General features: G+C 72.6%; 29 protein-coding genes and 1 pseudogene. 17 read left to right on the top strand and 13 right to left on the bottom strand.

The window, feature by feature from the left end; genetic code table 11:
- Positions 1-29: 29 nt before the first annotated feature.
- Positions 30-971 carry a TIGR03619 family F420-dependent LLM class oxidoreductase gene (locus AC067N_RS30150; RefSeq protein WP_478682052.1) on the bottom strand — a complete coding sequence of 314 codons (942 nt, stop codon included), beginning with the start codon at positions 969-971 and terminating at the stop codon, positions 30-32.
- Between the two features lie 268 nt (positions 972-1239).
- Between AC067N_RS30150 and AC067N_RS30145 the strand changes: the two genes are divergently transcribed.
- Positions 1240-1869 (top strand): LysE family transporter, encoded by a 630-nt coding sequence (locus AC067N_RS30145; protein ID WP_478682117.1) that lies wholly within the window; start codon positions 1240-1242, stop codon positions 1867-1869.
- A 122-nt stretch (positions 1870-1991) separates the two neighbouring features.
- Positions 1992-2441: a nitroreductase family deazaflavin-dependent oxidoreductase gene (locus AC067N_RS30140; RefSeq protein ID WP_478682051.1), complete on the top strand. Its 450-nt coding sequence runs from the start codon at positions 1992-1994 to the stop codon at positions 2439-2441.
- An 82-nt stretch (positions 2442-2523) separates the two neighbouring features.
- On the opposite strand, the gene AC067N_RS30135 is transcribed toward AC067N_RS30140, so the two are convergent.
- Complete coding sequence (locus AC067N_RS30135; protein ID WP_478682050.1) at positions 2524-3660, bottom strand: cation diffusion facilitator family transporter; 1137 nt, start codon at positions 3658-3660, stop codon at positions 2524-2526.
- A 167-nt stretch (positions 3661-3827) separates the two neighbouring features.
- Here AC067N_RS30135 and AC067N_RS30130 point away from each other — a divergent pair, with 167 nt between their 5' ends.
- Positions 3828-4844, top strand: coding sequence for a glutathione S-transferase family protein (locus tag AC067N_RS30130; protein WP_478682049.1), 1017 nt, complete (start codon positions 3828-3830; stop codon positions 4842-4844).
- Positions 4845-4893: 49 nt separating this feature from the next.
- Positions 4894-5190 (top strand): DUF4235 domain-containing protein, encoded by a 297-nt coding sequence (locus AC067N_RS30125; RefSeq protein ID WP_478682048.1) that lies wholly within the window; start codon positions 4894-4896, stop codon positions 5188-5190.
- 12 nt (positions 5191-5202) lie between these two features.
- On the opposite strand, the gene AC067N_RS30120 is transcribed toward AC067N_RS30125, so the two are convergent.
- Both AC067N_RS30120 and AC067N_RS30115 read right to left on the bottom strand, forming a co-directional pair.
- The gene (locus AC067N_RS30120; RefSeq protein WP_478682047.1) at positions 5203-5595 is read right to left on the bottom strand and encodes a VOC family protein; all 393 of its coding nucleotides are present in this window, start codon (positions 5593-5595) and stop codon (positions 5203-5205) included.
- 160 nt (positions 5596-5755) lie between these two features.
- Complete coding sequence (locus AC067N_RS30115; protein WP_478682046.1) at positions 5756-6046, bottom strand: hypothetical protein; 291 nt, start codon at positions 6044-6046, stop codon at positions 5756-5758.
- 125 nt (positions 6047-6171) lie between these two features.
- Between AC067N_RS30115 and AC067N_RS30110 the strand changes: the two genes are divergently transcribed.
- Together AC067N_RS30110 and AC067N_RS30105 are read left to right on the top strand one after the other, a co-directional pair.
- Positions 6172-6534 carry a DUF1304 domain-containing protein gene (locus AC067N_RS30110; RefSeq protein WP_478682045.1) on the top strand — a complete coding sequence of 121 codons (363 nt, stop codon included), beginning with the start codon at positions 6172-6174 and terminating at the stop codon, positions 6532-6534.
- Positions 6531-7085: a TetR/AcrR family transcriptional regulator gene (locus AC067N_RS30105; protein WP_478682044.1), complete on the top strand. Its 555-nt coding sequence runs from the start codon at positions 6531-6533 to the stop codon at positions 7083-7085. Before AC067N_RS30110 ends, AC067N_RS30105 begins: the two co-directional genes overlap by 4 nt.
- A gap of 202 nt (positions 7086-7287) precedes the next feature.
- On the opposite strand, the gene AC067N_RS30100 is transcribed toward AC067N_RS30105, so the two are convergent.
- Positions 7288-8397, bottom strand: coding sequence for an NAD(P)-dependent alcohol dehydrogenase (locus AC067N_RS30100; protein ID WP_478682043.1), 1110 nt, complete (start codon positions 8395-8397; stop codon positions 7288-7290).
- Positions 8398-8466: 69 nt separating this feature from the next.
- Entirely contained in the window at positions 8467-9924 is a 1458-nt protein-coding gene (locus tag AC067N_RS30095) for an aldehyde dehydrogenase family protein (protein ID WP_478682042.1), read from the bottom strand.
- Positions 9925-10029: 105 nt separating this feature from the next.
- Here AC067N_RS30095 and AC067N_RS30090 point away from each other — a divergent pair, with 105 nt between their 5' ends.
- A complete protein-coding gene (locus tag AC067N_RS30090; protein WP_478682041.1) occupies positions 10030-10458 on the top strand; it encodes a MarR family winged helix-turn-helix transcriptional regulator in 429 nt (142 codons plus the stop codon).
- Positions 10459-10605: 147 nt separating this feature from the next.
- Positions 10606-10989 (top strand): anti-sigma factor antagonist, encoded by a 384-nt coding sequence (locus AC067N_RS30085; protein WP_478682040.1) that lies wholly within the window; start codon positions 10606-10608, stop codon positions 10987-10989.
- Between the two features lie 53 nt (positions 10990-11042).
- On the opposite strand, the pseudogene AC067N_RS30080 reads toward AC067N_RS30085, so the two are convergent.
- A pseudogene (locus AC067N_RS30080) lies at positions 11043-11444 on the bottom strand (hypothetical protein); the annotation flags it as partial.
- Positions 11445-11633: 189 nt separating this feature from the next.
- Between AC067N_RS30080 and AC067N_RS30075 the strand changes: the two are divergent.
- A complete protein-coding gene (locus AC067N_RS30075; protein ID WP_478682039.1) occupies positions 11634-12287 on the top strand; it encodes a DUF4230 domain-containing protein in 654 nt (217 codons plus the stop codon).
- A 91-nt stretch (positions 12288-12378) separates the two neighbouring features.
- The gene (locus AC067N_RS30070; RefSeq protein WP_478682038.1) at positions 12379-13032 is read left to right on the top strand and encodes a VanZ family protein; all 654 of its coding nucleotides are present in this window, start codon (positions 12379-12381) and stop codon (positions 13030-13032) included.
- On the opposite strand, the gene AC067N_RS30065 is transcribed toward AC067N_RS30070, so the two are convergent.
- Positions 13013-13249, bottom strand: coding sequence for a hypothetical protein (locus tag AC067N_RS30065; protein WP_478682037.1), 237 nt, complete (start codon positions 13247-13249; stop codon positions 13013-13015). The genes AC067N_RS30070 and AC067N_RS30065 overlap by 20 nt on opposite strands.
- Positions 13250-13378: 129 nt before the next feature.
- On the opposite strand from AC067N_RS30065, the gene AC067N_RS30060 reads away from it, so the two are divergent.
- A complete protein-coding gene (locus AC067N_RS30060; RefSeq protein ID WP_478682036.1) occupies positions 13379-14446 on the top strand; it encodes a PHP domain-containing protein in 1068 nt (355 codons plus the stop codon).
- Positions 14447-14471: 25 nt separating this feature from the next.
- Positions 14472-15137: an HAD family hydrolase gene (locus AC067N_RS30055; protein ID WP_478682035.1), complete on the top strand. Its 666-nt coding sequence runs from the start codon at positions 14472-14474 to the stop codon at positions 15135-15137.
- Positions 15138-15434: 297 nt separating this feature from the next.
- Here the strand turns inward: AC067N_RS30055 and AC067N_RS30050 are convergent, their stop codons facing one another.
- The gene (locus AC067N_RS30050; protein WP_478682034.1) at positions 15435-15584 is read right to left on the bottom strand and encodes a hypothetical protein; all 150 of its coding nucleotides are present in this window, start codon (positions 15582-15584) and stop codon (positions 15435-15437) included.
- A gap of 60 nt (positions 15585-15644) precedes the next feature.
- Between AC067N_RS30050 and AC067N_RS30045 the strand changes: the two genes are divergently transcribed.
- Positions 15645-16673: an SDR family oxidoreductase gene (locus tag AC067N_RS30045; RefSeq protein ID WP_478682033.1), complete on the top strand. Its 1029-nt coding sequence runs from the start codon at positions 15645-15647 to the stop codon at positions 16671-16673.
- 184 nt (positions 16674-16857) lie between these two features.
- Here AC067N_RS30045 and AC067N_RS30040 read toward each other — a convergent pair whose 3' ends face one another.
- Positions 16858-17121 carry a hypothetical protein gene (locus AC067N_RS30040; protein ID WP_478682032.1) on the bottom strand — a complete coding sequence of 88 codons (264 nt, stop codon included), beginning with the start codon at positions 17119-17121 and terminating at the stop codon, positions 16858-16860.
- 69 nt (positions 17122-17190) lie between these two features.
- Positions 17191-18165 (bottom strand): phosphotransferase family protein, encoded by a 975-nt coding sequence (locus AC067N_RS30035; protein ID WP_478682031.1) that lies wholly within the window; start codon positions 18163-18165, stop codon positions 17191-17193.
- Positions 18166-18361: 196 nt separating this feature from the next.
- Here AC067N_RS30035 and AC067N_RS30030 point away from each other — a divergent pair, with 196 nt between their 5' ends.
- The 4 genes from AC067N_RS30030 (at position 18362) to AC067N_RS30015 (ending at position 22956) form a co-directional block, all read left to right on the top strand.
- Positions 18362-18856, top strand: a complete 495-nt coding sequence (locus tag AC067N_RS30030; protein WP_478682030.1) for an FBP domain-containing protein — start codon at positions 18362-18364, stop codon at positions 18854-18856.
- 213 nt (positions 18857-19069) lie between these two features.
- Positions 19070-20344: an FUSC family protein gene (locus tag AC067N_RS30025; protein ID WP_478682029.1), complete on the top strand. Its 1275-nt coding sequence runs from the start codon at positions 19070-19072 to the stop codon at positions 20342-20344.
- Positions 20345-20361: 17 nt separating this feature from the next.
- On the top strand, positions 20362-21519 hold the full coding sequence (locus AC067N_RS30020) for a hypothetical protein (protein ID WP_478682028.1): 1158 nt from the start codon (positions 20362-20364) through the stop codon (positions 21517-21519).
- A gap of 204 nt (positions 21520-21723) precedes the next feature.
- Positions 21724-22956, top strand: coding sequence for a lactonase family protein (locus AC067N_RS30015; RefSeq protein WP_478682027.1), 1233 nt, complete (start codon positions 21724-21726; stop codon positions 22954-22956).
- Here AC067N_RS30015 and AC067N_RS30010 read toward each other — a convergent pair.
- Together AC067N_RS30010 and AC067N_RS30005 are read right to left on the bottom strand one after the other, a co-directional pair.
- The gene (locus AC067N_RS30010) at positions 22924-23649 is read right to left on the bottom strand and encodes a DUF2470 domain-containing protein (RefSeq protein WP_478682026.1); all 726 of its coding nucleotides are present in this window, start codon (positions 23647-23649) and stop codon (positions 22924-22926) included. The genes AC067N_RS30015 and AC067N_RS30010 overlap by 33 nt on opposite strands.
- Positions 23650-23757: 108 nt before the next feature.
- Positions 23758-24366, bottom strand: a complete 609-nt coding sequence (locus AC067N_RS30005) for a TetR/AcrR family transcriptional regulator (protein ID WP_478682025.1) — start codon at positions 24364-24366, stop codon at positions 23758-23760.
- Positions 24367-24445: the final 79 nt, after the last annotated feature.

Here is a 24445-nt window from a genome sequence, read left to right as displayed (position 1 = left end):
CGAGCCACGTCCGGGGTCCCTCCCCTGTTTCACCCCGTCAGGACGGCCACCCGTCGCATGACCTCCTTGCAGAAGGCGCCCACCCCGTCGGGGTCGTCGATGAACTGGTTCGGCTTGACGCAGAAGGTCGTGAACCCCTGCTCCAGCTGTTCCGGCAGGGAGGCGAGGGCCGCGCCGAGGTCCGCCGGGGAGTGGTCGTCGGGGAAGACCGCCTGGGTGCCGCCGATCATCTCCAGCTCGGTGATGTCCCGGCCGGCTGCGGTCATCGCCTCCTTCAGGGCCTGGAGGTCCTGTGGTGTGGGCCGGCCCAGGGGGTGGAAGCCGTGGCCGTACCGGACCAGTCGGCGCAGCACCGGGCCGTTGAGGCGCTGCCCGCCGAACCACAGCCGGGGCCCCTCGGGCCGGTACGCCTTGGGCTCGAAGTACACGTCCCGGAACGGGTAGTGCTCGCCGTCGTGGGAGACCGGGGAGGGCCCCCAGGCCTTCGACCAGACTTCGAGGTGCTCGTCGAGCAGCCTCCCACGGCTGCCGAAGGGCACGCCGAGCGCGTCGTACTCGTCCTTGCTCCAGCTCACCGTGGGCTGCACCAGCAACCGCCCCTCGCTGATGAGGTCGAGGGTGCCGAGCTCCCTGGCCATCAGCAGGGGGTGGCGCAGCGGGGCGAGCACCGCTGCGGCGGCGAGCCGCAGCCGCTCGGTGACGGAGGCGATCGCGGCGAGCAGCAGCAGGGAGTTGGGCCAGGGGGTGTACGGGTCCTGGTTGCCCGGGAGGGCGTAGTCGCGGGGGTTGCCCATGATGCCGGCGGCACCGGCGTCCGGGCCGAGCACGATGTGCTCGCTGACCATGACGGAGTCGAACCCGGCGTCCTCCGCCTCGCGCGCCCACCGTACGGCGGCGGGCAGATCGGCCCGGCCGCCCGTCAGCGTCCAGTTCTCGCTGAGCACGAGCAGCATGCGTGGTGCGACGACCATGACACCCCCTCTTCGTTTGACTTCAAACAAGATAGGGAGGCCCGGAATCCCCGGTCAATACCTGTCCAGATGGACACCTTCGCTGTCCACGGCTGGGGCCCGTCTGCCGCCGGGCCTCCGTAATTCGATTGCGGGGGTGGCGCGCCCGGCCTCAAGCTCTGCCCATGTTCATCACCGATGCCTGCCTGCCGCCGACCTCCGCCGCCGTTCGTCCGGTGCGGGGGCGGCAGCAGTCCGGCCGACCGTGGGGACCGACGCCGCCCCGGTCATGACGGGCGCGCTCGTCGCGGGGCTCCTCGCGGGCTATGGCATCGCCATACCCGTCGGAGCGGTCGCGACCTATCTGGTCTCCCTCACCGCCCGTACGTCCCTGCGGACCGGCGCCTGCGCCGCACTCGGCGTCGCGACCGCCGACGGGCTCTACGCCCTGGTCGCCGCCCTCGGCGGCACGGCGCTGGCCGTCGCCCTCCGGCCGGTGCTGGTGCCGCTGCGCTGGGCGTCCGCCCTGGTGCTCCTGGTCCTCGCGGTAAACGGCGCGGTCACGGCCCTGCGCCGGTACCGCGCCCGGCGGCTCGCCGTCCGGCGGCAGCAGGACCCGGTGGGCCCGGCTCGGGCGTACGCCGCTCTCCTCGGCGTCACCCTTCTGAACCCCACCACCGTCGTGTACTTCGCCGCACTCGTCCTGGGCAGCCGCACCGCCGAGGCCGCACGACCGCTGGACCAGGCGGCGTTCGTCCTCGCCGCGTTCCTCGCCTCGGCGAGCTGGCAACTGCTGCTGGCCGGCGGCGGCGCCCTGCTCGGCCGCGCGCTGACCGGGCACCGGGGGCGGCTGGCGACGGGCCTCGTGTCGAGTGCCGTCATCGCGGTCCTGGCGGCAGGCATGCTGCTGCCGTGGTGAACAGCCGGCGGCCCGGCGGAGCCGACCGCCCTGACCGGACCGCCCGGTGAGGATGAAAACGGCGGGGACGTGTGTTGAAGACGGGGCGGTATCCGGACCCGACAGGAAGGGACTGTTGCCCCATGCCCCTTGAAGGCGAGTATGTGCCGAGCCCCACGCAATGGGTGCGCGAGCAGGTGGAGGTGTACGAGAGCTCGGGCGGCACCGAGGGGACGACGCTGCTGGACACGGGAATGCCCGTCGTCATCCTCACCACCCGTGGCGCGAAGAGCGGCAAGATACGCAAGACCCCGCTGATGCGCGTGGAGCACGACGGGCGGTACGCGGTCGTGGCCTCGCAGGGCGGCGCGCCCACGCACCCCGTCTGGTACCACAACGTCAAGTCCGACCCGCACGTGGAGCTCCAGGACGGCCCCACCCGGCAGGACATGACGGCCCGTGAGGTCACCGGGGACGAGAAGGCCGTGTGGTGGGAGCGCGCGGTCGCCGCGTATCCGCCGTACGACGACTACCAGAAGAAGACGGACCGGGAGATACCGGTCTTCGTGCTGGAGCCGGTGGACGGCGCCTAGCAGGGCGTGGTGACCGGCCGGGGGCGGAGGAAAACTCCTCGAAGCGACGCGCATGATCCCCCGGAGGCCGGGCACCCGTGTCTCAGGCCCCGCCGCGTTCCCCCGTCGCGGCGGGGCTTTTCGCTGCCTGCCGCGCCCGCCGCGCGGCGCGGGCATCCGTCACATCGAGGAAGATCTGGTCGGCTTCGGGGACGATGTGGGCGATGGAGCGCTTGATGCGTACGGCGATCTCCTCGACCCGCTCGCTGTCGAGACCGGGGACGAGGTCCACGCGGGCGGCCACCAGGGTGGAGTCCAGGCCCAGTTCCATGGTGAGCAGCGCCTCGACGCTGTCGATCTCGGGCTGCGCGTCCAGCAGGGCGCGGATCCTGCGGCTGGGTTCGGCGCCCGCCGCGCGCCCGATGAGCTGTTCGCGGGCGTCCCCGCCGAGCCAGTAGGCGACGGACATGAGGAGGGCGCCGATCGCGAACGAGGCGAGCGCCTCCCAGAGCACCTGGCCCGTCACCATGTGCAGGGCCATGCCGGCGATCGCGACGGTCACCCCGAGCACGGCGGTGCCGTCCTCGGCGACGACCGTGCGCAGTGCCGGGTCCCGCAGGCCGCCCGCGCCACCGCCCTGCCGGCGCACCTGGTGCAGGGCGCGCAGCAGTGAGGCGCCCTCCGAGAGCAGGGCGACGCCGAGGACGACAAGGCCGGCCACATAGCCGTCGTAGGAGTCCTCCGAGCCGCCGGCCAGGGCGTGGAACCCCTGGAACACGGAGAAGCAGCCGCCCATGACGAAGATGCCGACGGCGGCGAGCAGGGACCAGAAGAAGCGTTCCTTGCCGTAGCCGAAGGGGTGACGGCTGTCCGCCGGGCGGCGGCTGCGGCGCAGGGCGGCGAGCAGGAAGACCTCGTTCAGGCTGTCGGCCACCGAGTGCGCGGCCTCCGACAGGAGTGCCGGGGACCCGGCGATCAGTCCGCCGATGGTCTTGGCGACGGCGATCACGAGATTCGCGCCGAGCGCCACCAGGACGGTGACACGGGTCCTGTGGTCGGCGCCGGCCGCGTCGCTCTGCCGCGGAGTCGGCTCGCAGAGCTCCGCCGGCCCCTCGCCGGTCCGCTCCCTCTCCTCGGGCCCCGCCCCGTCCGTGCCGTGTCGTTCGGATGCTTTTCCGCCGGGCAGTGCGCCGACGGTCCCGTCCCCGGGTATCCCGTCCCCGGGCCGTTCCCTCCCCATCAAGCCCCCTCCTGGCCCTGCCGTCCGGTGTCCTCGTGACCGTCGCGGTGCCGGTCACCTACGCCGACTGCCCCGACCGGTCCGGCTCACACAGTGGAGGTGGCGGAAATCGGGGAACTCGCACCAGGGCATACGGACGCGGCGAACGGATCGGGAAGGCGGGCACGGTGAGCGTCGGCGAGGGCAACGAGGAGTACGGCAGGAAGCGGTTCAGGCGGTCGGCGAGCCACTTCACGGACCGCGTCACCGCCGACGGCCGGGACGGCTGGCCGGTGGAGGCGGGCCGGTACCGGCTGGTCGTCAGCAGGGCCTGTCCCTGGGCGAGCCGGGCGGTGATCTCGCGACGGCTGCTGGGGCTGGAGGACGCGCTGTCGATGGCGATCGCCGACCCGGTCCAGGACGACCGCAGCTGGCGGTTCACCCTGGACCCGGACGGACGCGACCCCGTGCTCGGGATCCGCTTCCTGAAGGAGGCGTACGACGCGCGCGCGAGCGACTACCCGGGCGGGGTGAGCGTCCCCGCGGTGGTGGACGTGCCGAGCGGGAAGCTCGTCACCAACGACTACCAGCGGCTCACCCTCGACCTCGCCACCGAGTGGACCGCGCTGCACCGGGAGGGCGCGCCCGAGCTGTATCCGGAGCGGCTGCGCGACGAGATCGACACGGTGATGGCGGAGGTCTACGAGGACGTCAACAACGGCGTGTACCGGGCGGGCTTCGCGACGGAGCAGAAGGAGTACGAGGAGGCGTGCACCGGGGTGTTCCGGCGGCTGGAGGCGCTGTCGCAGCGGCTCGCCGGGCGGCGTTACCTGGTCGGGGACACGATCACGGAGGCGGACATCCGCCTGTTCACCACACTGGTGCGTTTCGATCCCGTCTATCACGGTCACTTCAAGTGCAACCGCTGGAAGCTGGCGGAGGAGCCGGTGCTGTGGGCGTACGCGCGTGATCTGTTCCAGACCCCCGGGTTCGGCGACACCGTCGACTTCGACCACGTCAAGCGGCACTACTACCGGGTGCACACGGGCATCAACCCGACCGGCATCGTGCCGCTCGGGCCCGATCTGTCCGGCTGGCTCGCGCCGCACGGCCGTGCCTGCCTGGGCGGGCGCCCGTTCGGCGACGGCACACCGCCGGGGCCGGTGCCCGCCGCCGAGGTCGTGCCCCCGCAGGGCCGGGCCTGACGCCGGCCGCACGGCGGCGTGAGATCGCAACGCGAAGGAGGAAGGCCAAGTGTCCAAGAAGAAGAAACTGCCCCTCGCCTACAAGCCCGTCGGCTTCGCCCTCGGCTGGGTGAGCGGTGCGCTGGCCTCGCTGGCGTTCCAGAAGACGTGGAAGGTGATCCGGCACGAGGACGACGCACCGGACGCGCTGGACCGGGATCGCGGGTGGGGCGAGATCCTGCTGGCGGCGGCCGTGCAGGGCGCGATCTTCGCGGTGGTGCGCAGCGCGGTGGACCGCACGGGCGCGAAGGCCATCGAGCGGTCCACGGGCGTGTGGCCGGCTCCGGAGAAGGGGGGCCGGGACTGAGCCTGCCGCGGGTCAGCCCTGTTTCGGTGCCGTGGGGTGCTCGCGGCGCAGGGTGAACGAGTGGCCGGCCGGGTCGGAGTAGCCACGCTCCTCGAAAGGCCCGGCCGGCTCCTTCGTGTCCACCGGGCGCCCGCCGAGCAAGACGATGCGCCGCTCGGCCTCGTCCAGGTCGTCGACGTAGAAGTCCAGGTGGGCCTGGAGGGAGTTCTCGGGCCGCGGCCAGCTCGGCGGGGTGGCGTTCACATCACGGCGGAAGGCCAGACGGGTGCCGCAGGCCCCCAGGATCTCGACGCGATTGGCGGTCGCCTCCGTCTCCTCCGCGTCGAGCAGCTGCCTGTAGAACCCCGCGAGCTTCTCCGGCTCGGCGCAGTCCAGCACCACCAGCCCCGCACGTACCAGTGCCATGTCTCCTCCGCACAGTCTCCCGGACGCGGGCGGACCCCCGGCGCCCATACGCTCCCCGGGTACCCCCTGACGACGGGTTCAGCCGCGGAGTGACGGGCCCGCGCGACGGACGACTCCCGCTCGTGGAACGGGATGCGTCGGCGTGCACCGCGGCCGGCCGTCACCTCGGCGTGCACCGCGACCTGGTGCCGCGCCGACTCGCCGAGGGACCGGACAGGTAACCCGCCACGTCACCGCCGTACAGGGCGGCCAGCAGCAGCCGGGAGGGGTCCTCGAGGGCGGCGGTGAAGGCGGCTCGGCCGTGTCGCCGCGGCCGGTCCGGGCCCGGGTCGCGTGGGCCGCCGTCGTCGGCGCACGGGCGGGAGCCGGCGATCGGGCGGGGGCTGGAGCCGGCGATCCCCGGCGGGTCCTCGGCGCGGGCGCGGCCGGCGGTCACCTCTTGATCACTCATGAACCGGACCGTAGCGGCTGGGTCTGACAGTCCCCGGACTAGTTCTTGGACAGCCGTCCAGCTATAGTGGACACCTGTCCAAGAAGTTTCGGGTACCGCTGAGTGAGTGACGGAGTCTGCCGAGCATGGAGATCCTGGCGAATGTGCTGGTCGCGCTGGTGGCGTTGGAGCACGCGTACATCCTGGTGATGGAGATGTTCCTGTGGCAGAAGGCGCCCGGGATGAGGTTCCACGGGTTCGACGCGGACATGGCGCAGCGGACGGCCGCGCTGGCGGCCAACCAGGGGCTCTACAACGGCTTTCTCGCGGCCGGTCTGGTGTGGGGGCTGGTCTCGGACGATCCGACCGGGTTCCGCGCCCAGGTGTTCTTCCTGAGCTGCGTGATCGTCGCCGGCGTGTACGGCGCCGCCACCGCCAACCGGCGCATCCTCGTCATGCAGGCGCTTCCCGCCGCACTGGCCCTGGCCGCCGTCCTCGTCGCCGGATGACCGCGGAGGACCCCCGGGCTTCCCGTACCCGGGCCAAGCTGCGGGAAGCCCTCCTCGAGGAGTGCGCCCGGCGCCCCCTGGACGAGGTCAGCGTGGCCGCGCTGGTCCGCCGGGCGGGGGTCGGCCGGGCCACGTTCTACGTGCACTACGCCGACCTGGAGGCGCTGGCGGTGGACGCCTGCGCCGATGTCGTCGGGGAGGCCGTGGAGGCACTGCACGCCTGGCGCGGCCGCCCCGACCCGGTCAGGGCACCCGCGGCCCTGGTGGAGTTCTTCGCCTCGCTCACCCCGCACACGGCCCTGTACCGCACCCTGCTGGCACCGGGCGGCGGCGGCCCGCTGGGGCGGGTGCTGTACCAGGACCTGCGGGCGTACAGCCTGCGCGAGCGCGAGCTGGCGGGGGCCGCGGACGCCCCGCTGGTGGCGTCGGCCGTGGCCGCCACCTTCGCGGGGGTCCTCGCCGACTGGCTGCACGGGCGGATCGAGGCGTCCTCGGAGGAGATCGCCCACCAGTCGTGGCAGTTGCTGGTCGCCCTGCACCGCAGCCGGTGAGCAGCCCGCCTGCCCGCCCCGCGCCCGCGACCCCGCCGCGCATTCCCCACCCCTTCCTCGTTCCGAACGCCATGTCTTCTCCTCCGGCGCCGCGGGGCCTCGACGTTCGACGGCCCGGTGGGTGTGACCGTGGTTCCCGGTCACACCCACCGGGCCTGAGCCGCGCGGGCAGGGCGCGGCTCGGGGGGGGGAAGGGCCTTGATCAGAACGTCAGCACCGGCTTGATGCTCCTGCCGCCGCTCATGTCGGCCACCGCCCGGTCGATGTCCTCGAACCTGTAACGGCTGATCAGGCGCTCCAGGGGGAGCTTGCCGTCCTTGACCAGCTGGACGAGGACGGGGATCGCGGTCTGGATCTCGTTGTCGCCGAGGGTGAGACCGACGACACGCTTGCCGCCGAGCATGCCGTTGACGTCGAGGGAGACCTCGGTGCCGAACGGCGGCGCACCGACGATGACGAGGGTGCCGCGCGCGGCCAGGGAGTCCACGCCCTTGCGCAGGACGAAGACGCTGCCGGTGGTCTCCACGGCGCCGTCGACACCCTGGCCGCCGGTGATCTCCATGACGGCCTCGGTGATGTCGGCGGCCTCGCTCGCGTTCACCGTGTGCGTGGCGCCCAGTTCCTTGGCCAGTTCCAGCCGCTCGCCGACCTTGTCGACGGCGATGATCGTGGTCGCCGGCGTGAGGGCGGCGGCCATGACGGCCGACAGGCCGACGGCTCCGGCGCCGAGCACGAGGAGCGCGCTGCCCGCACGCGGCTCCAGCACGTTCCAGACGGCGCCGACACCGGTCTGGACGCCGCAGCCCAGCGGGGCGATGGAGTCGAGCGGCACATCGGGGTCGACCTTGACGAGGCCGCGCTCGTCGACCAGGGCGCGCTCGGCGAAGGACGACTGGCCGAAGAAGTGGCCGCCGAGTTCCTGCCCGTCGCGGCTGATGGTGCTGGTGCCGTCGGCGCGGCGGCCGCCGATCAGGTTCAGCGGCAGCCAGGTGGCGCAGTAGGCCGGGTGCCCGTCACGGCAGTTGCGGCAGCCGCCGCAGGAGGTGAAGGACAGCACGACGTGGTCGCCCGGTTCGACGGAGGTGACGCCCGGGCCGACGGCCTCGACGACACCGGCGCCCTCGTGGCCGAGGACACCGGGCAGCGGGAAGGGCAGCGCGCCGCCGGCGACACCGAGGTCGGTGTGGCACAGCCCGGCGGCGACCATGCGGACCAGTACCTCGCCCGGCCCCGGCTGGTCGAGGACGACCTCACAGAGGGTGAAGGGTGCGCCCCCGGACTCGACCACGGCGGCACGTGTGGTGGTGGACATGCTCGTGTACTCCTTCTTCGTGGCGGGCCGCCGGAGCGCCGCGGCCCACCGGTGATCCCGGGGCGGCGCTCAGTCGAGCGAGACGACGACGGACTTGACCTTGGTGTAGGACTCCAGGGCCTCGGGGCCGTACTCGCGTCCGAAGCCGGAGGACTTGACGCCGCCGAAGGGCACGGCGGGGTCGAGCATGGCCCAGTCGTTGACCCAGACGATGCCCGCCTCCAGCCTGTCGGCGACGCGGTGGGCGCGGGCCAGGTTCGTGGTCTGGAGGCCGGAGGCGAGGCCGTACGGGGTGGAGTTGGCCAGGGCGACGGCCTCGTCCTCGGTGTCGAAGGGCTGGACGGTGAGGACCGGGCCGAAGATCTCCTCCTGGACGACGCGGGAGTCGTTCGCGAGGTCGGCGATGACGGTGGGCTGGTAGTAGAAGCCGCCGTTCAGGTCGAGGCGCTCGCCGCCGCAGACGATGCGGGCGCCCTCCTTGCGGGCCAGCTCGACGTACTCCTCGACCTTCCGCAGGTGCCGCTCCCCCGCCATCGGGCCGACCACGGTCTCGGGCTGCCTGGGGTCGCCGACGGGCACGCCGGGGACGGCGTCGGCGAGGATGCCGACGAGGGTCTCGTACAGCGGGCGGGCGACGAGCAGACGGGGGCCGCCCATGCAGAACTGGCCGGTGTTGAAGACGAAGCCCTTGATGATCGCGCCGACGGCCTTCTCGATGTCGGCGTCCTCGAAGACGATGTGCGCGGCGTTGCCGCCGAGTTCCATCGTGACCGGCTTCAGGCTCTCGCCGGCGACGCTCGCCGCGTGCCGGCCCACGGCGGTGGAACCGGTGAAGGCGATCTTGTCGACACCGGCGTTGCGCAGCAGGGCCTCGCCGGCGACCGGGCCGGTGCCGGTGACGACGTTGTAGACGCCGTCGGGGACGCCGGCCTTCTTGAGGAGTTCCGCCATGTAGAGGGCGCTGAGCGGGGTCTCCTCGGCGGGCTTGTGGACGACCGTGTTGCCGGCCGCGAGCGCCGGGGCGATCTTGCTGCCGGCGAGGATGAGCGGGAAGTTGAAGGGGGTGATCGCGCCGACCACGCCGATCGGACCGCGCTTGGTGTAGGCGAGGCGGTTCATCGGGACGTCGCGGTTGCCGCCGTCCAGGGTCCAGGCGAGGGAGGCGTAGTACTCGTAGTCGTTGGCGGCGTTCGTCACGTCGACGGCGTGGCACAGGGTGATGGGCTTGCCGACGTCACGGCTCTCCAGGGCCGCGATCTCGTCGGCGTTCTCCCGTATCAACTGGGCGACCCGGTTGAGCACCCGCCCGCGCTCGCGGCCGCTCAGCCCGGACCAGGCGCCGCCGTCGAAGGCCTCGCGTGCGGCCCGTACGGCGGCGTCGACATCGGCCGCGCCCGCTTCCGCGACGGTCGTGACCACCTGTCCGGTGGACGGGTCGATCACGTCCATACGTGCCCCGTCAGCCGCCTCGCGCCACTGCCCGCCGATGAACAGCCGCCCGGGCCCGCTCTCGAAGGTGGTCGTCATTGCCCACTCCTCAGCCTTGATCGCCAAGTTTTCAACAAACAGGAATCCTGTTGGTCCGCAGTCTCTGTACACACAGGTTTCCTGTCAATGCCCTAGGCTGGCCCCATGGTCGGCACAAAGGCACCCCCGTCCCTGCTCTACATGGTCAAACAGGTTGAGCTGGTTGTCCGCTCGCGTCTGGACGAGCTGGTGAAGCCGGCCGGGATCACGGCCCTGCAGTACACCTCCCTCACCGTGCTGGAGCGGCACGACGGACTCTCGGCGGCACAGCTCGCCCGCGACTCGTTCGTCACCGCCCAGTCCATCGCGGATCTGGTCCGCAGTCTCGAGAACCGGGGGCTCGTGCGCCGGGAGCGCAATCCGCGCAACCGGCGCGAGCTTCTGATCCTGCTCACCGACGACGGACGCGAGCTGCTCGCCCGCTGCGCCGAGCCGGTGCGCGACCTGGAGGAACGCATGATCCGCGAGCTGACCGCACACCAGGCCGAGCAGTTCCGGCAGGCCCTGTCCAAGGCGTGGCAGGCACTGTCGTAGACCCTGCCGCGCAAAACTTCGGACGACTGGCCGAAGAAATCGAAGACATATGTCAATCGACCATGCTGAAATTCACCCTGACGGGGGTAACTTCCAGAGCGGGGACGGGTTTTGCCCTCACACAGTCCGGTTGGAGGCGATGCCGTCGTGTCGAGCGACCCCACACCTCCGGGCACCGGTCATCTGCGCGTGCACGAGGACCGCGGTCGCACCGTGCTCGAACTGCACGGCGAGATCGACATCGCGGCGGCAGTGGAGATCATCCCGCATCTGGACGCGCTGACCGGCGGGCCCGGCGCCCGCATCGTGATCGACCTCAGGCACGTGGAGTTCTTCGACTGCTCCGGTCTTCGCCTGCTGCACCGGGCCCGGCACCGGGTCCTCGACCGCGGCGGTGAGCTGCGCCTGGTCTGCACCCACCCGCTCACCCTCCGCGTCCTCAAGGTCACGGGCCTGGCCCGGCTGCTGCCACCGGCTCCGACGCTGGACGCGGCCCTGGAACAGCCCGAGGCCACATCCGGCACGTTATGACGCCGCTGCGGAGTCCCTTCCGTGTGCAACGGCCTCCGCGGCGCGGGCTTCTCGGGCACGGTGTCGGCGCAGACCATCTCCAGGCGTCCGGCTGCTCGCCCGGCCGCTTCCGGGCCCCCGCCGCGAACCACCCGTGCGTGCGGACCGGCCGGATCGAGCGCGGCCCCGACTCCCGCAACCGCTGAAGGAGTTCCAGGACGATACCGCCCTCGGCGATCTCGTCGCCGAGCACCGCCGAGCACCGCCGAGCACCGCCGAACACGATGACATCCGCCCGGTGACCCCACCGATCACCGATCACCGATCACCGATCACCGATCACCGATCACCGATCACCGGCCCGATGCTCACCCGGTAGTCCGCGAACACTGCCTGGCACCCGCGCCGACCCCGCGCGCCGATCATCCGGGCGAACGCCGCGCCTCCTTGGCGTTGCCCAGATCATCCGCGACGAGGCGACCGCCGACGGAGATGCGCGGGGCGTCCCGCCGATGCCACTGGCCGCCCCTTCTCCGCGGGTTTCGAGCGGCAGCTGCCGGACGAGGGGTGCCCGCGGCCTACGACGAAGTACGGACAATCCCCAACTCGGCGTTCTCCCAAGGCCTGTGCGGGCATTCGTTGAATCAGGAAGGAGGACCGTCGACATGACGACGTCCATCAAGCGCACTCGTCTGCCCGGCTGGGCCAAGGTGCTCACCGCCGTGGTGGTCCTCATCGTGGTGCTGCTGGCCGCGCTGAGGCTGCTGGTCTTCAAGGGGTTCGACGACATGTTCGGCACCGAGGAGCACGACCGCTCGGGGCCCACGCTGCTCAGGTCCATCCAGGACATGAGCCGCTACGAGGCCGCCTCGGGCAATTTCCAGGTGGTCGTCGACCTGGAGAAGGACGCCAAGTACCTGCCGGACGCGATCCGCGGCACCCGCACGCTGTACGTCGGCGCGGGCACCGTCGACGCCTATGTCGACCTCGGCAAGGTCGGCGAGAACGATGTGAAGGTCGACGAGGGCCGCACGTCGGCCACCATCAACCTGCCGCACGCCCGGCTCGGCACCCCCGCCCTCGACACCGAGCACTCCTACGCCGTCTCCAAGCAGCGCGGTCTCCTCGACCGCCTCGGTGATCTGTTCTCCGACAACCCCAACGGCGAGCAGGCAGTCCAGCGTCTCGCCGTCAAGCACATCGGCGACGCCGCGAAGGACAGCCGGCTGACGGACCGCGCCGAGGCCAACACCACCGACATGCTCGAAGGGCTGCTGAAGTCCCTGGGCTTCGAGGAGGTGAAGGTGACCTACGGCTGACCGTCCACCGGGACCTCCCGGAGCGCGCATCGTGAGCCGCTTCGGGGGTAACCGCCTTGATACAAAAGGAAGTTGAAACTGGGAGGGTTGCATGGCCCGTACCACGTCGCGTTCCCGGTCCACCGTCTCGGGCCGCCGTTCGCCGACCACGCGAAGCGATCGACGGCCCCTTCCGCTGCCCGTGCGGGTGCTGGTGATGGCACTGGCCTTCGCGGCCATGGTGGCCTTCGGCGCGGTGCTGGCGGGGCTCACGCTCCAGCCGTCCCCGGCGTCGGAGACCCTCACCCACAGCAACCTGCAGCCCGGCAGCTCCCTGGAGCTCTACTGGCACCACCCGTCCCCGCGCGACGCCGTCAAGCAGCTCGGCGGGAACGTCCTGCTGGGGGTGCCCTTCGGGATCCTGCTGCCGGTGCTGGCGCCCGGGGCCCGCGGGCTCCTGCGGGTGCCCGCGCTGACCGCCCTGATGATGCTGCTGGTCGAACTGGTGCAGGGCGCGCTCGTGACCGGTCGGGCGTTCGACATCGACGACGTCATCCTCAACACCACGGGTGCGCTGCTGGGCTATCTGCTTCTCGGGCGCCGGCTCGGACGCGCCGTACACGCCCCCTCGGCCCCGGCGCAGCCGGCGAGCCCGCGCGGCGCGACCGCCGGACAGCCGCGCGGGACCCGCAGGCCGGCGTGGCGCCTGCCCCGCCGGGCCAAGGCGGGGGCGGACACCAAGCGTGCTAGTGCAGTGTCCAAGTGAACTTGCCGCCGCCCACCCAGCGCACCTGGTCCGGGTCGTCGAGGTCATGGACGGTGATCCCGTAAGCCGCCGCGGCCCGGAGCACGTCCGTCATCGCCTTCGCCTCGCCGACCACCTGACCGTCGATCTCCACGATCCGGAACGGCGGCGTACCCGGCTGCACCCCGAGCACCGTGACCCGGGGGTGGGAAATATGGGGACTCGAGATTTCCGTCATGTCTAGAGCGTAGGCCCGTTCCGCCGTCCGTGACCCGGGAGACGGGCGGCGGGCGGAGCGGGCGGCGGGCGGCCGCCGTGCGGGTGCCCGGTGCCTGGGCGAGTCTGTAAGCGGAACGCTGGAGGTGCCATGGATCCCGTCGAGGCCCTGGAGCGGATCGCGTTTCTGCTGGAGCGGGACCGGGCCCCCACCTACCGCGTACGGGCGTTCCGTACGGCCGCCGCCGTGCTCGGCGCGTTCACGGCGGACGAGGTGGCCGAACGGGCGGCCTCGGGGTCGCTGGAGTCGCTGAAGGGGATCGGGCCGAAGACCGCGCAGGTGGTGCGGGAGGCGCTGGCCGGGCAGGTGCCGGACTATCTGCGGAAGCTGGAGCGGGAGGCCGAGACCCCGCTCGCCCGGAGCGGCCGGCAGCTGATGGAGCTGATGAGGGGCGACTGCCATGTGCACTCGGACTGGTCGGACGGGGGCAGCCCGATCGAGGAGATGGGCCGGACCGCCGCACGCCTCGGCCATGAGTGGACGGTGCTCACCGACCACTCGCCCCGGCTGACCGTCGCGCGTGGGCTGTCCCCCGACCGGCTGCGCGAGCAGCTCGACGTGGTGGCCGCGCTGAACGAGACATGGGCGCCGTTCCGGCTGCTCACCGGCATCGAGTGCGACATCCTCGACGACGGCTCCCTGGACCAGGAACCCGGGCTGCTGGAGCGGCTCGACATCGTGGTGGTGTCCGTCCACTCCAAGCTGCGAATGGACGCCCGTTCGATGACCCGGCGGATGGTGGCCGCGGTCCGCGATCCGCACTCCGACGTGCTGGGGCACTGCACGGGGCAGCTGCTCACCGGGCGGGGCCGGCCGGAGTCGGAGTTCGACGCGGACGCGGTGTTCGCGGCCTGCGCGGAGACGGGGACGGCCCTGGAGATCAATTCCAGGCCGGAGCGGCTGGACCCGCCCCGGCGGCTGCTGCGGCGGGCGGTGGAGGCGGGGGTGCTGTTCTCCATCGACACGGACGCGCATGCGCCCGGTCAGCTGACCTGGCAGATCCACGGGTGCGCGCGGGCCGAGGAGTGCGGGGTACCCGCCGAGCGGGTGGTGACGACGTGGGGCGTGGAGGACCTGCTGCGGTGGGCCCGGGACCGCGAGGTTCCCGTTCCGGGCGCACCGCAGGGGGCACTCCCCCTCTCGGGAAGCGAGAAGTAACGCCCGATGCGAGGAAAGGTGCGTCATGGTCAAGGCCGCTGTGTTCGATGTCGACGGGACTCTTGTCGATACCAACCATCTGCATGTGGTCGCCTGGTGGGAGGCGTTTCGGCAGGCCGGGCATCAGGTGGCGATGCATGACATCCACCGGGCGGTGGGCCTGCCGTCGGGGGATCTGATCACCCACGTGCTGGCCGAGGAACCGGGGCCGGAGGAGAGCGAGGCGCTGAGCGCGGCGCACAAGGCGCTGTACGGGACGTACTTCGAGCGGCTGCCCCCGCTGCCGGACGCCGGACGGCTGTTGCGGCGGCTCGACGGGCGGGGCTGGCGGGTGGTGCTCGCGACGTCCGCCGGCGGGCCGGAGCTGGCCGCACTGCGCCGGGCCATCGGCGCGGACGACGCCATCACGGCGACGGCGAGCGCGGAGGACGTGGCCGCGGGCAAACCGGCCCCCGACCCGGTGGAGCACGCGCTGGAGCTGGCGAATGCCCCGGCCGAGCGTTCGGTGTTCGTCGGGGACACGGTGTGGGACATGCGGGCGGGCGCCCGGGCGGGGGTGCGCTGCGTGGCGGTGCTCAGCGGAGGCATCCCGCGCGCCGAGCTGGAGGCGGCCGGTGCGGAGATGGTGTTCCGGAACACGGCGCATCTGCTGGCCGCGCTGGACGACAGCCCGCTGGGCCGCGAGGAATGACCTGATTAGGCCGCCGGGGCCGGCCCGGACGGCGTGACACAGGTCACCGGCGATCTCGGGACCGGAGGGAACAGCCACTGGTGGTTGTCCGTTGAACCAACCGTGGGTGCGGATGGGACAGTGTCCCCGGGCCTCACCTTCTGCCCACAGGGACGATCGTTCGGCTGAAGCCCTGTGGAGCCTTCGCCGAGAGGCGACCGCCATCCGCGCCCACCCACAGGCCGCCCCGACCGTGATTCCCCCGTCCGGTCGGGGCTTCTCCCTTTTCCGCGGACGGAACCCCCCGGGGGTCCGGCATCAGAGGAGACCGGTGTGGGCGGGGCCCGGTGAGGTCTTCGGATCGCACATCAGGATGATCCCGGTCATGGCGGTGATCTTCTCCTGGCGCGTGCCGGCACCACCGGATTCGGCCAGGCCGGTCCGGCCGCCGGGGGCCGCCGCGTGCATCGGTGCCGTCCGGGTACTCGTGGGCGGCCCTTGGGAGTCGCGGCGCGAGAGGAGTAAGCGGTGAACGGAGAGTCCGGCGACAGGATCGTGATCACGGGCGCCACCGGCAATGTGGGGACGAGCCTGGTGCGGCTGCTCGCGGAGGACGCACGGGTCGGCCGGGTGCGGGGCCTGGCCCGCCGGGTCCCCGACCGGTCGCCCGAGAAGACGGAGTGGTCGGCCGTGGACCTGGGGTCCGAGGACGCCGATCTGACGAAGGAGTTCGAGGGGGCCGCGGCGGTCGTCCATCTCGCGTGGGCGTTCCAGCCCACCCACGACCCGGCCGCCACCTGGCGGACCAACGTGCTCGGCAGCATACGCGTCTTCGAGGCGGTGGCGGCGGCGAAGGTCCCCGCCCTCGTGCACGCCTCGTCGGTCGGCGCGTATTCGCCGGGCCCGAAGGACCGGTCGGTCGACGAGTCATGGCCCACGCACGGCTGGCCGGACGCCGCCTACTGCCGGGAGAAGGCGTACCTGGAGCGCGCCCTGGACTCCTTCGAGTACGAGCACCCGGAGGTACGCGTGGTGCGGATGCGGCCGGCGTTCCTGTTCAAGCGGGAGTCGGCCGGCGAGCAGCGCCGGATCTTCGGCGGCCGTTTCCTGCCGGGGCAGCTCGCCCGGCCCGAGCTGCTGCCCTTCATGCCCGATGTTCCGGGGCTGCGGGTGCAGGCACTGCACACCGACGATGCCGCCCACGCGTACCGGCTGGCGCTCCACTCCGATGTGCGCGGTGCCTTCAACCTGGCGGCGGAGCCGCCCGTGGACGCGGGGCTGCTGGGCGAGATGACGGGGTCGCGTCCGATGCGGCTGCCGAGGGCCGCGGTCCGTGGGGCGGTCGCCGCCGCGTGGAACCTGCGGCTGCTGCCCGCCTCGCCGCACCTCTTCGACGCGGTGGTGCGGCTGCCGCTGATGGACTGCAGCCGGGCCCGCGACGAGTTGCACTGGCGGCCGGAGCGGACGGCCGTGGAGGTGCTGGAGGAGTTCCTGGAGGGGCTGCGGCAGGGGGCCGGAGCCGACACGGAGCCGCTCAGGGGGCGGAAGGTGGGCTGAAGCGCCACCGTGCACCGGCGTGCTCGCCCGCGGCCGGCCCGGCATCTCGTACGGCTCGGGCAGTACGGTTCCGGCGCGGACATGACGGCGCCTCCCCGGGTCCCACCGGGGAGGCGCCGAGTCGGTGCGGCCTGAGCGGCCGTGAGGCCGGCCGCCTCGCAGGGCCGCCGTGCAGCCCTGCGGGTCAGCCGGACGGCTCGTCGGGGACGGGCTGCTCGGGGTTGACGCCGCCCGAGCGGGGCGCGCCCTGCCGTCCGGTGCCCGCCTCGTCCGTGTCGGGCACGTCGGTACCGGTCTCGTCGGACACGTCGTCGTCCCCGGGGCCTCCGGTCCCCCTCCCGGGGGCCACCTCCCAGGGGTCCTCGCCCGCGTGCGCCTGCTGATCGGGCAGGTCCCTCGGTATCGGGTCACCGTTCTCGCCGGGACCCTCCAGCCTGTGATCGGTCACGGCGTGCTCCCTTCCTGTCGTGCACCGCGCGCGAGTACCGCGTACCGATCGGCTGAAACCCCGTCGTCCTCAGACGGGGTCGGCCAGTTCGTCGAGGGCGGCCGTCAGCTGCGGTGCGACCTGTTCCCGGCGCCAGGCGACGTCGTGCTCGCCCGCCTCGCGCGGCACCGTCTCGACCAGCATGATCAGGTACAGGTAGCTGCGGTAGAGCGCGTACCGCCGGGCGGCGGAGGGACGGAGGTGGGTCTCCCCTCCCGCTTCCTGATAGCCCGCCAGGAAGTCCGCGTCCCGGCGGATGTCCCCGAGCAGCGCGAGCGACACGAAGTCCGCGACCGGGTCGCCCCAGAGCATGCGCTCACCGTCGATCAGTCCGCCCACTCGGGCGGACACGCCGTGCTCCACGAGGATGTTGCCGCTCCACAGGTCGAAGTGGACGAGCCTCGGCACGGTCACCTCGTCCAGGGCGTCGTACGCGGACTCCGCGGTACGGGCCACCTCGTCGACGGGCCGGGGCAGCCAGGCCGTATGGCGGCGGGCGTCGTCGAGCACGGCCTCGTACATGGCGGTGAAGGCGGTGCGCCAGTCGGGGGCGAGGGGGCCGAGGGCCCCCGTCGGATAGCCGAAGCCGGGGCCGGTGACCTGGTGCAGCCGGGCCACCAGCGTGCCCAACTCCCGCCGCAGGGAGGCCTTCCGAGGAGCCGTCAATCCCTCCCATCCGGCGCCCGGGCAGTGGGACAGCAGCAGGTGGCGGCCCGTCGGCGCGGTCTCGTCGAGGACGGCGGCGACCACACCCGGCGCGGGGACGCCGACGGTCCCGGCCGCCCGGCAGAACTCGGCCTCGCCGACGAGGAGGTCACGCTCGTGGGACAGGCCGGGAGCGGTGGACGGCGGGGGGATCTTGAGCACCAGTCTGGTGCCGTCGGTGAGGCGGAGTTCCTCGACGGTGTTGTAGGTGCCGCCGCCGAGCGGCCGCCGCTCGGCGAGGCTCTCGGGCGGCAGTCCCGCCGCCGCCAGTACCAGCCGAGCGCGCTCCTGCGCGTCCACCGCGGTCCCCCCTCGTTCACAGCCGGCATCCGGGGCCCACTGTGCCAGGTGGGCCCCACCGAGCACAGCGGGTCGTCCCGCCACGCCCGCACCCGCCGCGACGGAATCCATTGGCCCCTCCCCGAAAGTCTGAGTAGCTTAGCCCAGAACCTAGGCGCCCTAGGTTCTGGGCTTCACTGTGTTCTGGAGGACCGCCATGAAACCGCTCACCGAGCCGGAGATCCGCAGCTCTTTCATCAACTGCTCCAAGGGGGAGGCGAAGCGCATCTCCCTGCCCCGCGACCTGGCCGAACGGCCTTGGGACGACCTGGACTTCCTCGGCTGGCGGGACCCCGGAGCGCCGGACCGCAGTTATCTCGTGGCCGAACGCGACGGCCGGGCCGTGGGAGTCGCGCTGCGGTTCCCCTCCGCGCAGCGCGGCTTCCTGCACCGCAGCATGTGCTCACTGTGCCTGACGACGCACCGGGGCGGCGGGGTCTCGCTGATGACGGCCCGTAAGGCGGGCGCGGCCGGGCGGGAGGGGAACTCGGTGGGGGTCTACATGTGCGCCGACCTGGCGTGTTCCCTGTATGTACGCGGCAGGAAGGCCCTCGACACCGGCAGCAGGTTCGAGGAGAGCCTCACCACGGAGGAACAGATCGCCCGGACGGTCGGCCATCTGTCCGCCTTCCTGGACAAGCTGTACGCCTGAGCTCCCGGGCGGGCCGCAAGTCCGGGCAAAGCTCATGTCCGAGCCCCGGGCAAGCCGCAAGTCCGAACCTCTCGCCGGTGGGGTGGAACCGCCGTACGCACGCGGGTGAAACCGCCGCACGCACGGGGGCCGCCCCTCCTCCTGCCGAATCGTTCCGGTGATTAGGGTCCTCGGTCAGGAGTTCGGCGTACCGGCACGGGGAACAGCGCAAGGATGCGAGACGTACGTGGTGTGTGGACCCCGGTGAGGACACGGGTGTCCAAGTGGCGACAGGATCCGGTGGTCGTGCAGTCGGTGCGGTCGGCCGCCGCGGCGACGGTCGCGTATGTGGTGGCGCTGCAGTTCAGCACGTCGTCGGCCCCCCTGACCGCACCGCTGACCGCTCTCCTCGTCGTCCAGGTCACCCTCTACGCCACCCTCACCAACGGCATCCGCCGGGTGAACTCGGTGGTCGCCGGCGTGGTCGTCGCCATCGCCTTCAGTGTGCTGGTGGGCCTGACCTGGTGGAGCCTCGCGTTGCTGATCCTCGCCTCACTGGCCGTCGGCCACCTGGTCCGGGTCAGCGAGTACGTGCCCGAGGTGGCGATCAGCGCGATGCTGGTGCTCGGGGTGACGAGGGTCGGGGACACGGCGTGGACACGGGTGCTGGAGACGCTGATCGGCGCCGTGGTCGGCCTCGCCTTCAATCTGCTGCTCGCTCCCCCGGTGTGGGTGGAGGCGGCCGGTGAGTCCATCGAGGACCTGGCCCGCCGTATGCGGCGGCTGATGATCCGGGTCGGCGAGGAGGCCGCCGGCCGCCCCGCCTTCGAGGTGGCGGCGGCGCGGCTGCACGAGGCGCGTGAGCTCGACTTCGACATCGTCGAGGTGGACGCGGCCCTCAAACAGGCCGAGGACAGCCTGAAGCTCAATCCGCGGGTCCGGGAGGGGCTGCTGCACCGGGTCGTGCTGCGCACCGGTCTGGACACGCTGGAGATCTGCACGGTGGTGCTGCGCGTGCTGGCCCGCACCCTCACCGATCTGGCCCGCGAGCGGGAGCCCAGCCCCCTGTTCTCCCCCGAGGTGGGGGCGACCCTGGAACGGCTGCTCGGCGAGATCGGCGACGCGGTGGTCAGCTTCGCGGTACTCGTCACCACCGACGTCAGCCGCAGCGCCGAGTCCGCGGAGGACCGCCTCGCCGCCGAGCTGTCAACGGCCGCCGCGACCCGCGACAAGCTCGCCCAGCTGCTGCTGGAGGAGGTCCGGCGGGACCCGGGTCACTGGCAGCTGCACGGCGCCGTACTGACCGAGGTCAACCGCATACTGGACGAGATGGACACGCAGCACCGCTCCCAGCGGCTGCTGGAGGAACTCGACCGCTGCACCCGCGAACAGCGGGAGCGCGCCCCTCGCCTCACCGGCCTCCGTGACCGCCTGCGCATCGTGCTTCCCTCCCGGCGGAACCGGTCCGCCCTCATGGGACGTACTAAGGGACAAGGCACGACGCGATGACGAGGGGAGCGTACGGAATGGCCGATGGCACCGTGCGGATCGACGGGACGACACTTCACCTGCCGGGTGGGGTGCGGGTGCGCTTCATCCGCACCCTGCGCCTGCCCGAGACGGGTACGCACCAGCTTCCGCCCGGCCTGGGCGACTTCCCGATCCGCCGGGTCGAGGACTATCCGCACACGGCCCCCGAGGAGATGCGGGCGCGCGGCGGGGTGATGCTCCCCGTGTATCTGCGCGAGGCCATGTGGCTGCACTTCGGCGGCTCCCTGGAGCCGGCCGCGCTGCAGGTCGGCGTCGGCAAGGTGTGCGCCGTGTCGGGCGAGCCGTGGAGCAACCGGCTCAGCCGGGACCCGCAGAACTACGTGGTGCTGCCGCGTCAGCCGTGGCTCGACGGTATCAACTCCGGCAAGGGCACGGTCCGCCAGTTCGTCGCCGTACCGCTCGGGCTCGGTGCGACGGTCGAGGGTCAGGTCACCGGCGAGGAGGTCTTCGGCGGGGTGCAACTGCAGTCGTTCCCGCTGAACGACACCCGGCTCGCCCTCTGGCGGGAGGAGCAGCGGCAGCGGGCCACGCGCGAGCGGAACCCCGGGGCGTTCGGCGGGTACGGCGACCCGGTCCCGATGCCGCCGCCGGGCGCCGCGCCCATGCCCGCACCGTTCGCCGCGCCGCCCGGCGGTGCGCCCCTGCCTCCCCCGGCGCCGGGCGCCGCCCCGACGGCTGCGGGCGGCGCGTACCCGATGGCGGCTCCGGGTGCCGCGCCGGCGGCCCGTGCGGCGGTGCCACAGCGGGCGCCGGCCGCGATGGGGCTCGGTGTCGGCGGCTCGATGCGCCAGGAGGTCTACAAGGACACCTGGCCGCGCGGCAGCTGGGCGGAGCAGCCGGCCGGCCGGGTCTTCGTGCACCTGGTCACCCCGCCCGAGTGGCGCCGGATCACCGGTGAGGCCCCGCCGCCGTCGCCGGTGGACCGCGCGGCCTACACGAACGCGGGGCTCCCCTGGTTCGACTACTACGACCAGGACGGGATCGACGTCGAGCCCGCCGACACCCTCGGCGCGGTCAAGCCGGTCGGCGACTGGCTCGGCACCGACCTCGACCCCTGGCAGCCGCCCGTCCCCGGGCAGATCAAGCCGCTCGGCGACGCGCCGGGCAGGCCGATCCAGGACGGCGACTGGTAGCGGCCGGACAGGCCCTGTCCGGGGCCGTGGCCCTTGCCGGGGCCGTGGCCCTTGCGGGACCGCGACCGGACGGCCACCGCGCTCCGGGCTCCTCGACGGTGGACGTCGCATGGCGCGCGGCGTCCGACGTCCGTCTTTGCGCCGGGCCCCTCGCAGCCGTCAAGGTGGTGTCCGACGGGACGGGCGACACCTGGGGTGCGACGGATGACGAGTGAGGCGGGGCGGGAGCCCGGCGGCTGGAGCAGGCGCCGGGTTCTGGGCATGCTGACGGCGACGGCGGTACCGGCGTCCCTGGCGGGGTGCGGCGGGTCCGAAGGGACCGCCGGCCCCTCGTCGCCGTCGCCTTCGGCGAGCGCCCCGGCGGTGGAGGCGGAGGGCCGTTCCCCCTCGCCCTCCCCCGCCCCCACCGGCCCGCGGCCGCTGTTCCTCGGTACGTACACCTCGGCGGAGGGCGGCGGCACCGGTGTCGGCGTGGCGACGTACGACGCCCGCACCGGCCGGATCACCGGCCGGGGGACGATCAGCGGCGTCGGCGATCCGTCGTATCTCGCGGTCCATCCGGACGGCCGGACGCTGTACGCGGTGAACGAGCGCGCCGAGGGCGGGGTGACCGCGGTGCGGCTGTCCGACCGGAAGGTCCTCGGCACCCGGAGCAGCGGCGGCGAGGCCCCGTGCCATCTCTCGGTGCACCCCGGCGGGCGGTGGCTGCTGAGCGCGAACTACGGCACGGGCAGCGTGGCCGTGCACCCCGTCGAGGCCTCCGGTGCTCTCGGCGAGCGCACGGACCTGGTCGTGCACCGCAGCCCGGCGCCGGGCCCGGGGCAGCAGGGCCCGCACGCGCACCAGGTCGTCACGAGCCCCGACGGCGGTCACGTCCTCGCCGTCGATCTGGGCACGGACACGGTGTACACGTACCGCCTCGACGAGAGCCGGGGCACGTTGAGCGAGGTCTCCCGGGCTCGGACCCGGCCGGGCGCGGGGCCCAGGCACCTCACCTTCCACCCCGGCGGCCGGTACGCCTACCTGGCCGACGAGGTCGACAACACCGTCGTGGTCTGCGCCTACGACCCGGACAGCGGCCGGCTCACACCGGGCGCCCCCCAGTCCACGGGGACGGGGTCCGGCACGAACCATCCGGCGCAGCTGGTGGTGACACCGAACGGCGCGTACGCGTATCTGGCCAACCGGGGGCACGACAGCCTGACGCGGTACGCGGTCGAGGCCGAGGGCGCCCGGCTGCGGCTGTTGGACACGGTGCCGGTGGGCGGGGAGTTCCCCCGTCAGATCGCGCTCTCCCCCGACGGCGGTCTGCTGTTCGCCGCGCTCCAGCGGTCCGGCGCGGTCAGTGTCTTCCAGGTCGACCAGGAGTCCGGTGAACTGCGGCGCGCGGGCGAGCCGTTCGCGTCACCCGTCGCCGTCTGCGCGCTGCCGCTGTAGGGCGCGGGGGCAGGACGCGGCGCTCGCCTGCGAGAGCAGAGCGTGCATGCGCTCGGTGAGCTGCGCCATGTCGTCGGCGGGTCGGTGGAACGTCAGACGTACGTCTCCGTTGGTGCGGGCCCGTTCGATGCGCAGGGTGAGCCCGTGGCGGTCGACGGCGAGCGGCTGGACGCGTACGGCGCCGTGCAGCGTGTCGGGCGGGGCGAGTCGGGTGAGTCGCTCGACGGCGTCGGGGTGCGCGTCGGCGAGATGGGTCAGCAGCCGGGGCTCGGCCGTCGCCAGCGGGTCGGGGGCCGCGGCGGCGAAGTCGTCGAGGTCGACCACGACCGCGCCGGACGGCTCGCGCAGCACGATCCGGGTGGCCCGGAACTCCAGGTCGCCGTCCTTGGGCGCGAGCCGGCCGGCCAGCCAGAGCCGGGCCCTGATGCGGTCGCGCACGGGGACGGGCGCCACGTCGGCGAACTCCAGCACGGCGGACGGCTCGCCGCGCGGCGCGCAGATCGCGGCGGCGACGAGGGTGCTGTCCTCGGGGACGGAAAGGATCACCCGGCCGTCCTCGGTGACGCTGTGCGCGCCGACGAACTCCTCGCGGCCGCCCTCGGCGGTCACCGCACAGGACCACGCCGCGGCCAGCACCGAGCGGGCGCGCTCCGCCGCCGCGGGCGCGGCCGTCCAGGTGTGACGGTCAGCCATTCCCCACCTCCATTAGGTAAGCCTTGCCTAACCTATCGAAGATCCGGGCGCACGCCAACCGGCACCCGCAGAGTCCGCGGGCTTCGACTCGGGGACAGTGACGTCGGGTCAGGGAGCGAGGACCCCGAAGAGCGCCCGCACACACAGGTCCCGCACCTGCTCCCGTGAGAGCTCCGAACCGCGAAGCCACTCCAGGCAGACGGCGGTCGTGAAGGACAGCCACCCCCGAACGGCGAGCCGCGTCCCGGCCCGCCCGTCCAGCGCCGCCCCGAACTCGGCGTCGGTCGCGAGCACCTGAAGGATCTGCGCCTCCTGGGCGGCGAGCGCCCGCTGGTAGACCCTGCGCACGACCTGGTCCCCGGTGGCGTCGGCCCGGTGGAAGGCCCGGAAGCCATGGGCGTGCTCCTCGACGTACGCGAGGAAGACGTCGAGGCCGTTGGTGAGCCGCTCCCGTGCCGAGCGGCCGGGCGCCGGGGTCATCGTGCGCAGCATCCGCTCGCTCTCGCACTCCACGACGGCCGCGAAGAACTCCCGCTTGTTCGGGAAGTAGTGGTAGAGCAGGCCCCGCGAGACGCCCGCGATCTCGGCCACCTGCTCGATCCACACATCGTCGTACGGGCTCTCCGAGAACAGCCGGGCCCCGACGTCGAGGAGCTGCTCCCGCCGCTCGGCGGTGCTGAGCCGCCGACGCGGGCGCTCCCCCTGCTTGGCTGCCATGGCGTCACCTTACTTGACGTGTATTCAACAGGGGGCAGACACTGAACCCGTTATTGAACCCGAGTACAACAGCTTCGAC

This window comes from Streptomyces sp. NPDC042364, from assembly GCF_056437585.1.
The sequence above is the reverse complement of the archived record's forward strand: the minus strand, read 5'-3'. Positions and strand labels throughout refer to the sequence as shown.

Bases quoted from the DNA above. Each gene is read 5' to 3' on its own strand.
- AC067N_RS30150 (WP_478682052.1), bottom strand. From the start codon at position 971: ATGGTCGTCGCACCACGCATGCTGCTCGTGCTCAGCGAGAACTGGACG.
- AC067N_RS30145 (WP_478682117.1), top strand. From the start codon at position 1,240: ATGACGGGCGCGCTCGTCGCGGGGCTCCTCGCGGGCTATGGCATCGCC.
- AC067N_RS30140 (WP_478682051.1), top strand. From the start codon at position 1,992: ATGCCCCTTGAAGGCGAGTATGTGCCGAGCCCCACGCAATGGGTGCGC.
- AC067N_RS30135 (WP_478682050.1), bottom strand. From the start codon at position 3,660: ATGGGGAGGGAACGGCCCGGGGACGGGATACCCGGGGACGGGACCGTC.
- AC067N_RS30120 (WP_478682047.1), bottom strand. From the start codon at position 5,595: ATGGCACTGGTACGTGCGGGGCTGGTGGTGCTGGACTGCGCCGAGCCG.
- AC067N_RS30115 (WP_478682046.1), bottom strand. From the start codon at position 6,046: ATGAGTGATCAAGAGGTGACCGCCGGCCGCGCCCGCGCCGAGGACCCG.
- AC067N_RS30110 (WP_478682045.1), top strand. From the start codon at position 6,172: ATGGAGATCCTGGCGAATGTGCTGGTCGCGCTGGTGGCGTTGGAGCAC.
- AC067N_RS30105 (WP_478682044.1), top strand. From the start codon at position 6,531: ATGACCGCGGAGGACCCCCGGGCTTCCCGTACCCGGGCCAAGCTGCGG.
- AC067N_RS30100 (WP_478682043.1), bottom strand. From the start codon at position 8,397: ATGTCCACCACCACACGTGCCGCCGTGGTCGAGTCCGGGGGCGCACCC.
- AC067N_RS30095 (WP_478682042.1), bottom strand. From the start codon at position 9,924: ATGACGACCACCTTCGAGAGCGGGCCCGGGCGGCTGTTCATCGGCGGG.
- AC067N_RS30090 (WP_478682041.1), top strand. From the start codon at position 10,030: ATGGTCGGCACAAAGGCACCCCCGTCCCTGCTCTACATGGTCAAACAG.
- AC067N_RS30075 (WP_478682039.1), top strand. From the start codon at position 11,634: ATGACGACGTCCATCAAGCGCACTCGTCTGCCCGGCTGGGCCAAGGTG.
- AC067N_RS30070 (WP_478682038.1), top strand. From the start codon at position 12,379: ATGGCCCGTACCACGTCGCGTTCCCGGTCCACCGTCTCGGGCCGCCGT.
- AC067N_RS30065 (WP_478682037.1), bottom strand. From the start codon at position 13,249: ATGACGGAAATCTCGAGTCCCCATATTTCCCACCCCCGGGTCACGGTG.
- AC067N_RS30060 (WP_478682036.1), top strand. From the start codon at position 13,379: ATGGATCCCGTCGAGGCCCTGGAGCGGATCGCGTTTCTGCTGGAGCGG.
- AC067N_RS30055 (WP_478682035.1), top strand. From the start codon at position 14,472: ATGGTCAAGGCCGCTGTGTTCGATGTCGACGGGACTCTTGTCGATACC.
- AC067N_RS30050 (WP_478682034.1), bottom strand. From the start codon at position 15,584: ATGCACGCGGCGGCCCCCGGCGGCCGGACCGGCCTGGCCGAATCCGGT.
- AC067N_RS30030 (WP_478682030.1), top strand. From the start codon at position 18,362: ATGAAACCGCTCACCGAGCCGGAGATCCGCAGCTCTTTCATCAACTGC.
- AC067N_RS30025 (WP_478682029.1), top strand. From the start codon at position 19,070: ATGCGAGACGTACGTGGTGTGTGGACCCCGGTGAGGACACGGGTGTCC.
- AC067N_RS30020 (WP_478682028.1), top strand. From the start codon at position 20,362: ATGGCCGATGGCACCGTGCGGATCGACGGGACGACACTTCACCTGCCG.
- AC067N_RS30015 (WP_478682027.1), top strand. From the start codon at position 21,724: ATGACGAGTGAGGCGGGGCGGGAGCCCGGCGGCTGGAGCAGGCGCCGG.
- AC067N_RS30010 (WP_478682026.1), bottom strand. From the start codon at position 23,649: ATGGCTGACCGTCACACCTGGACGGCCGCGCCCGCGGCGGCGGAGCGC.
- AC067N_RS30005 (WP_478682025.1), bottom strand. From the start codon at position 24,366: ATGGCAGCCAAGCAGGGGGAGCGCCCGCGTCGGCGGCTCAGCACCGCC.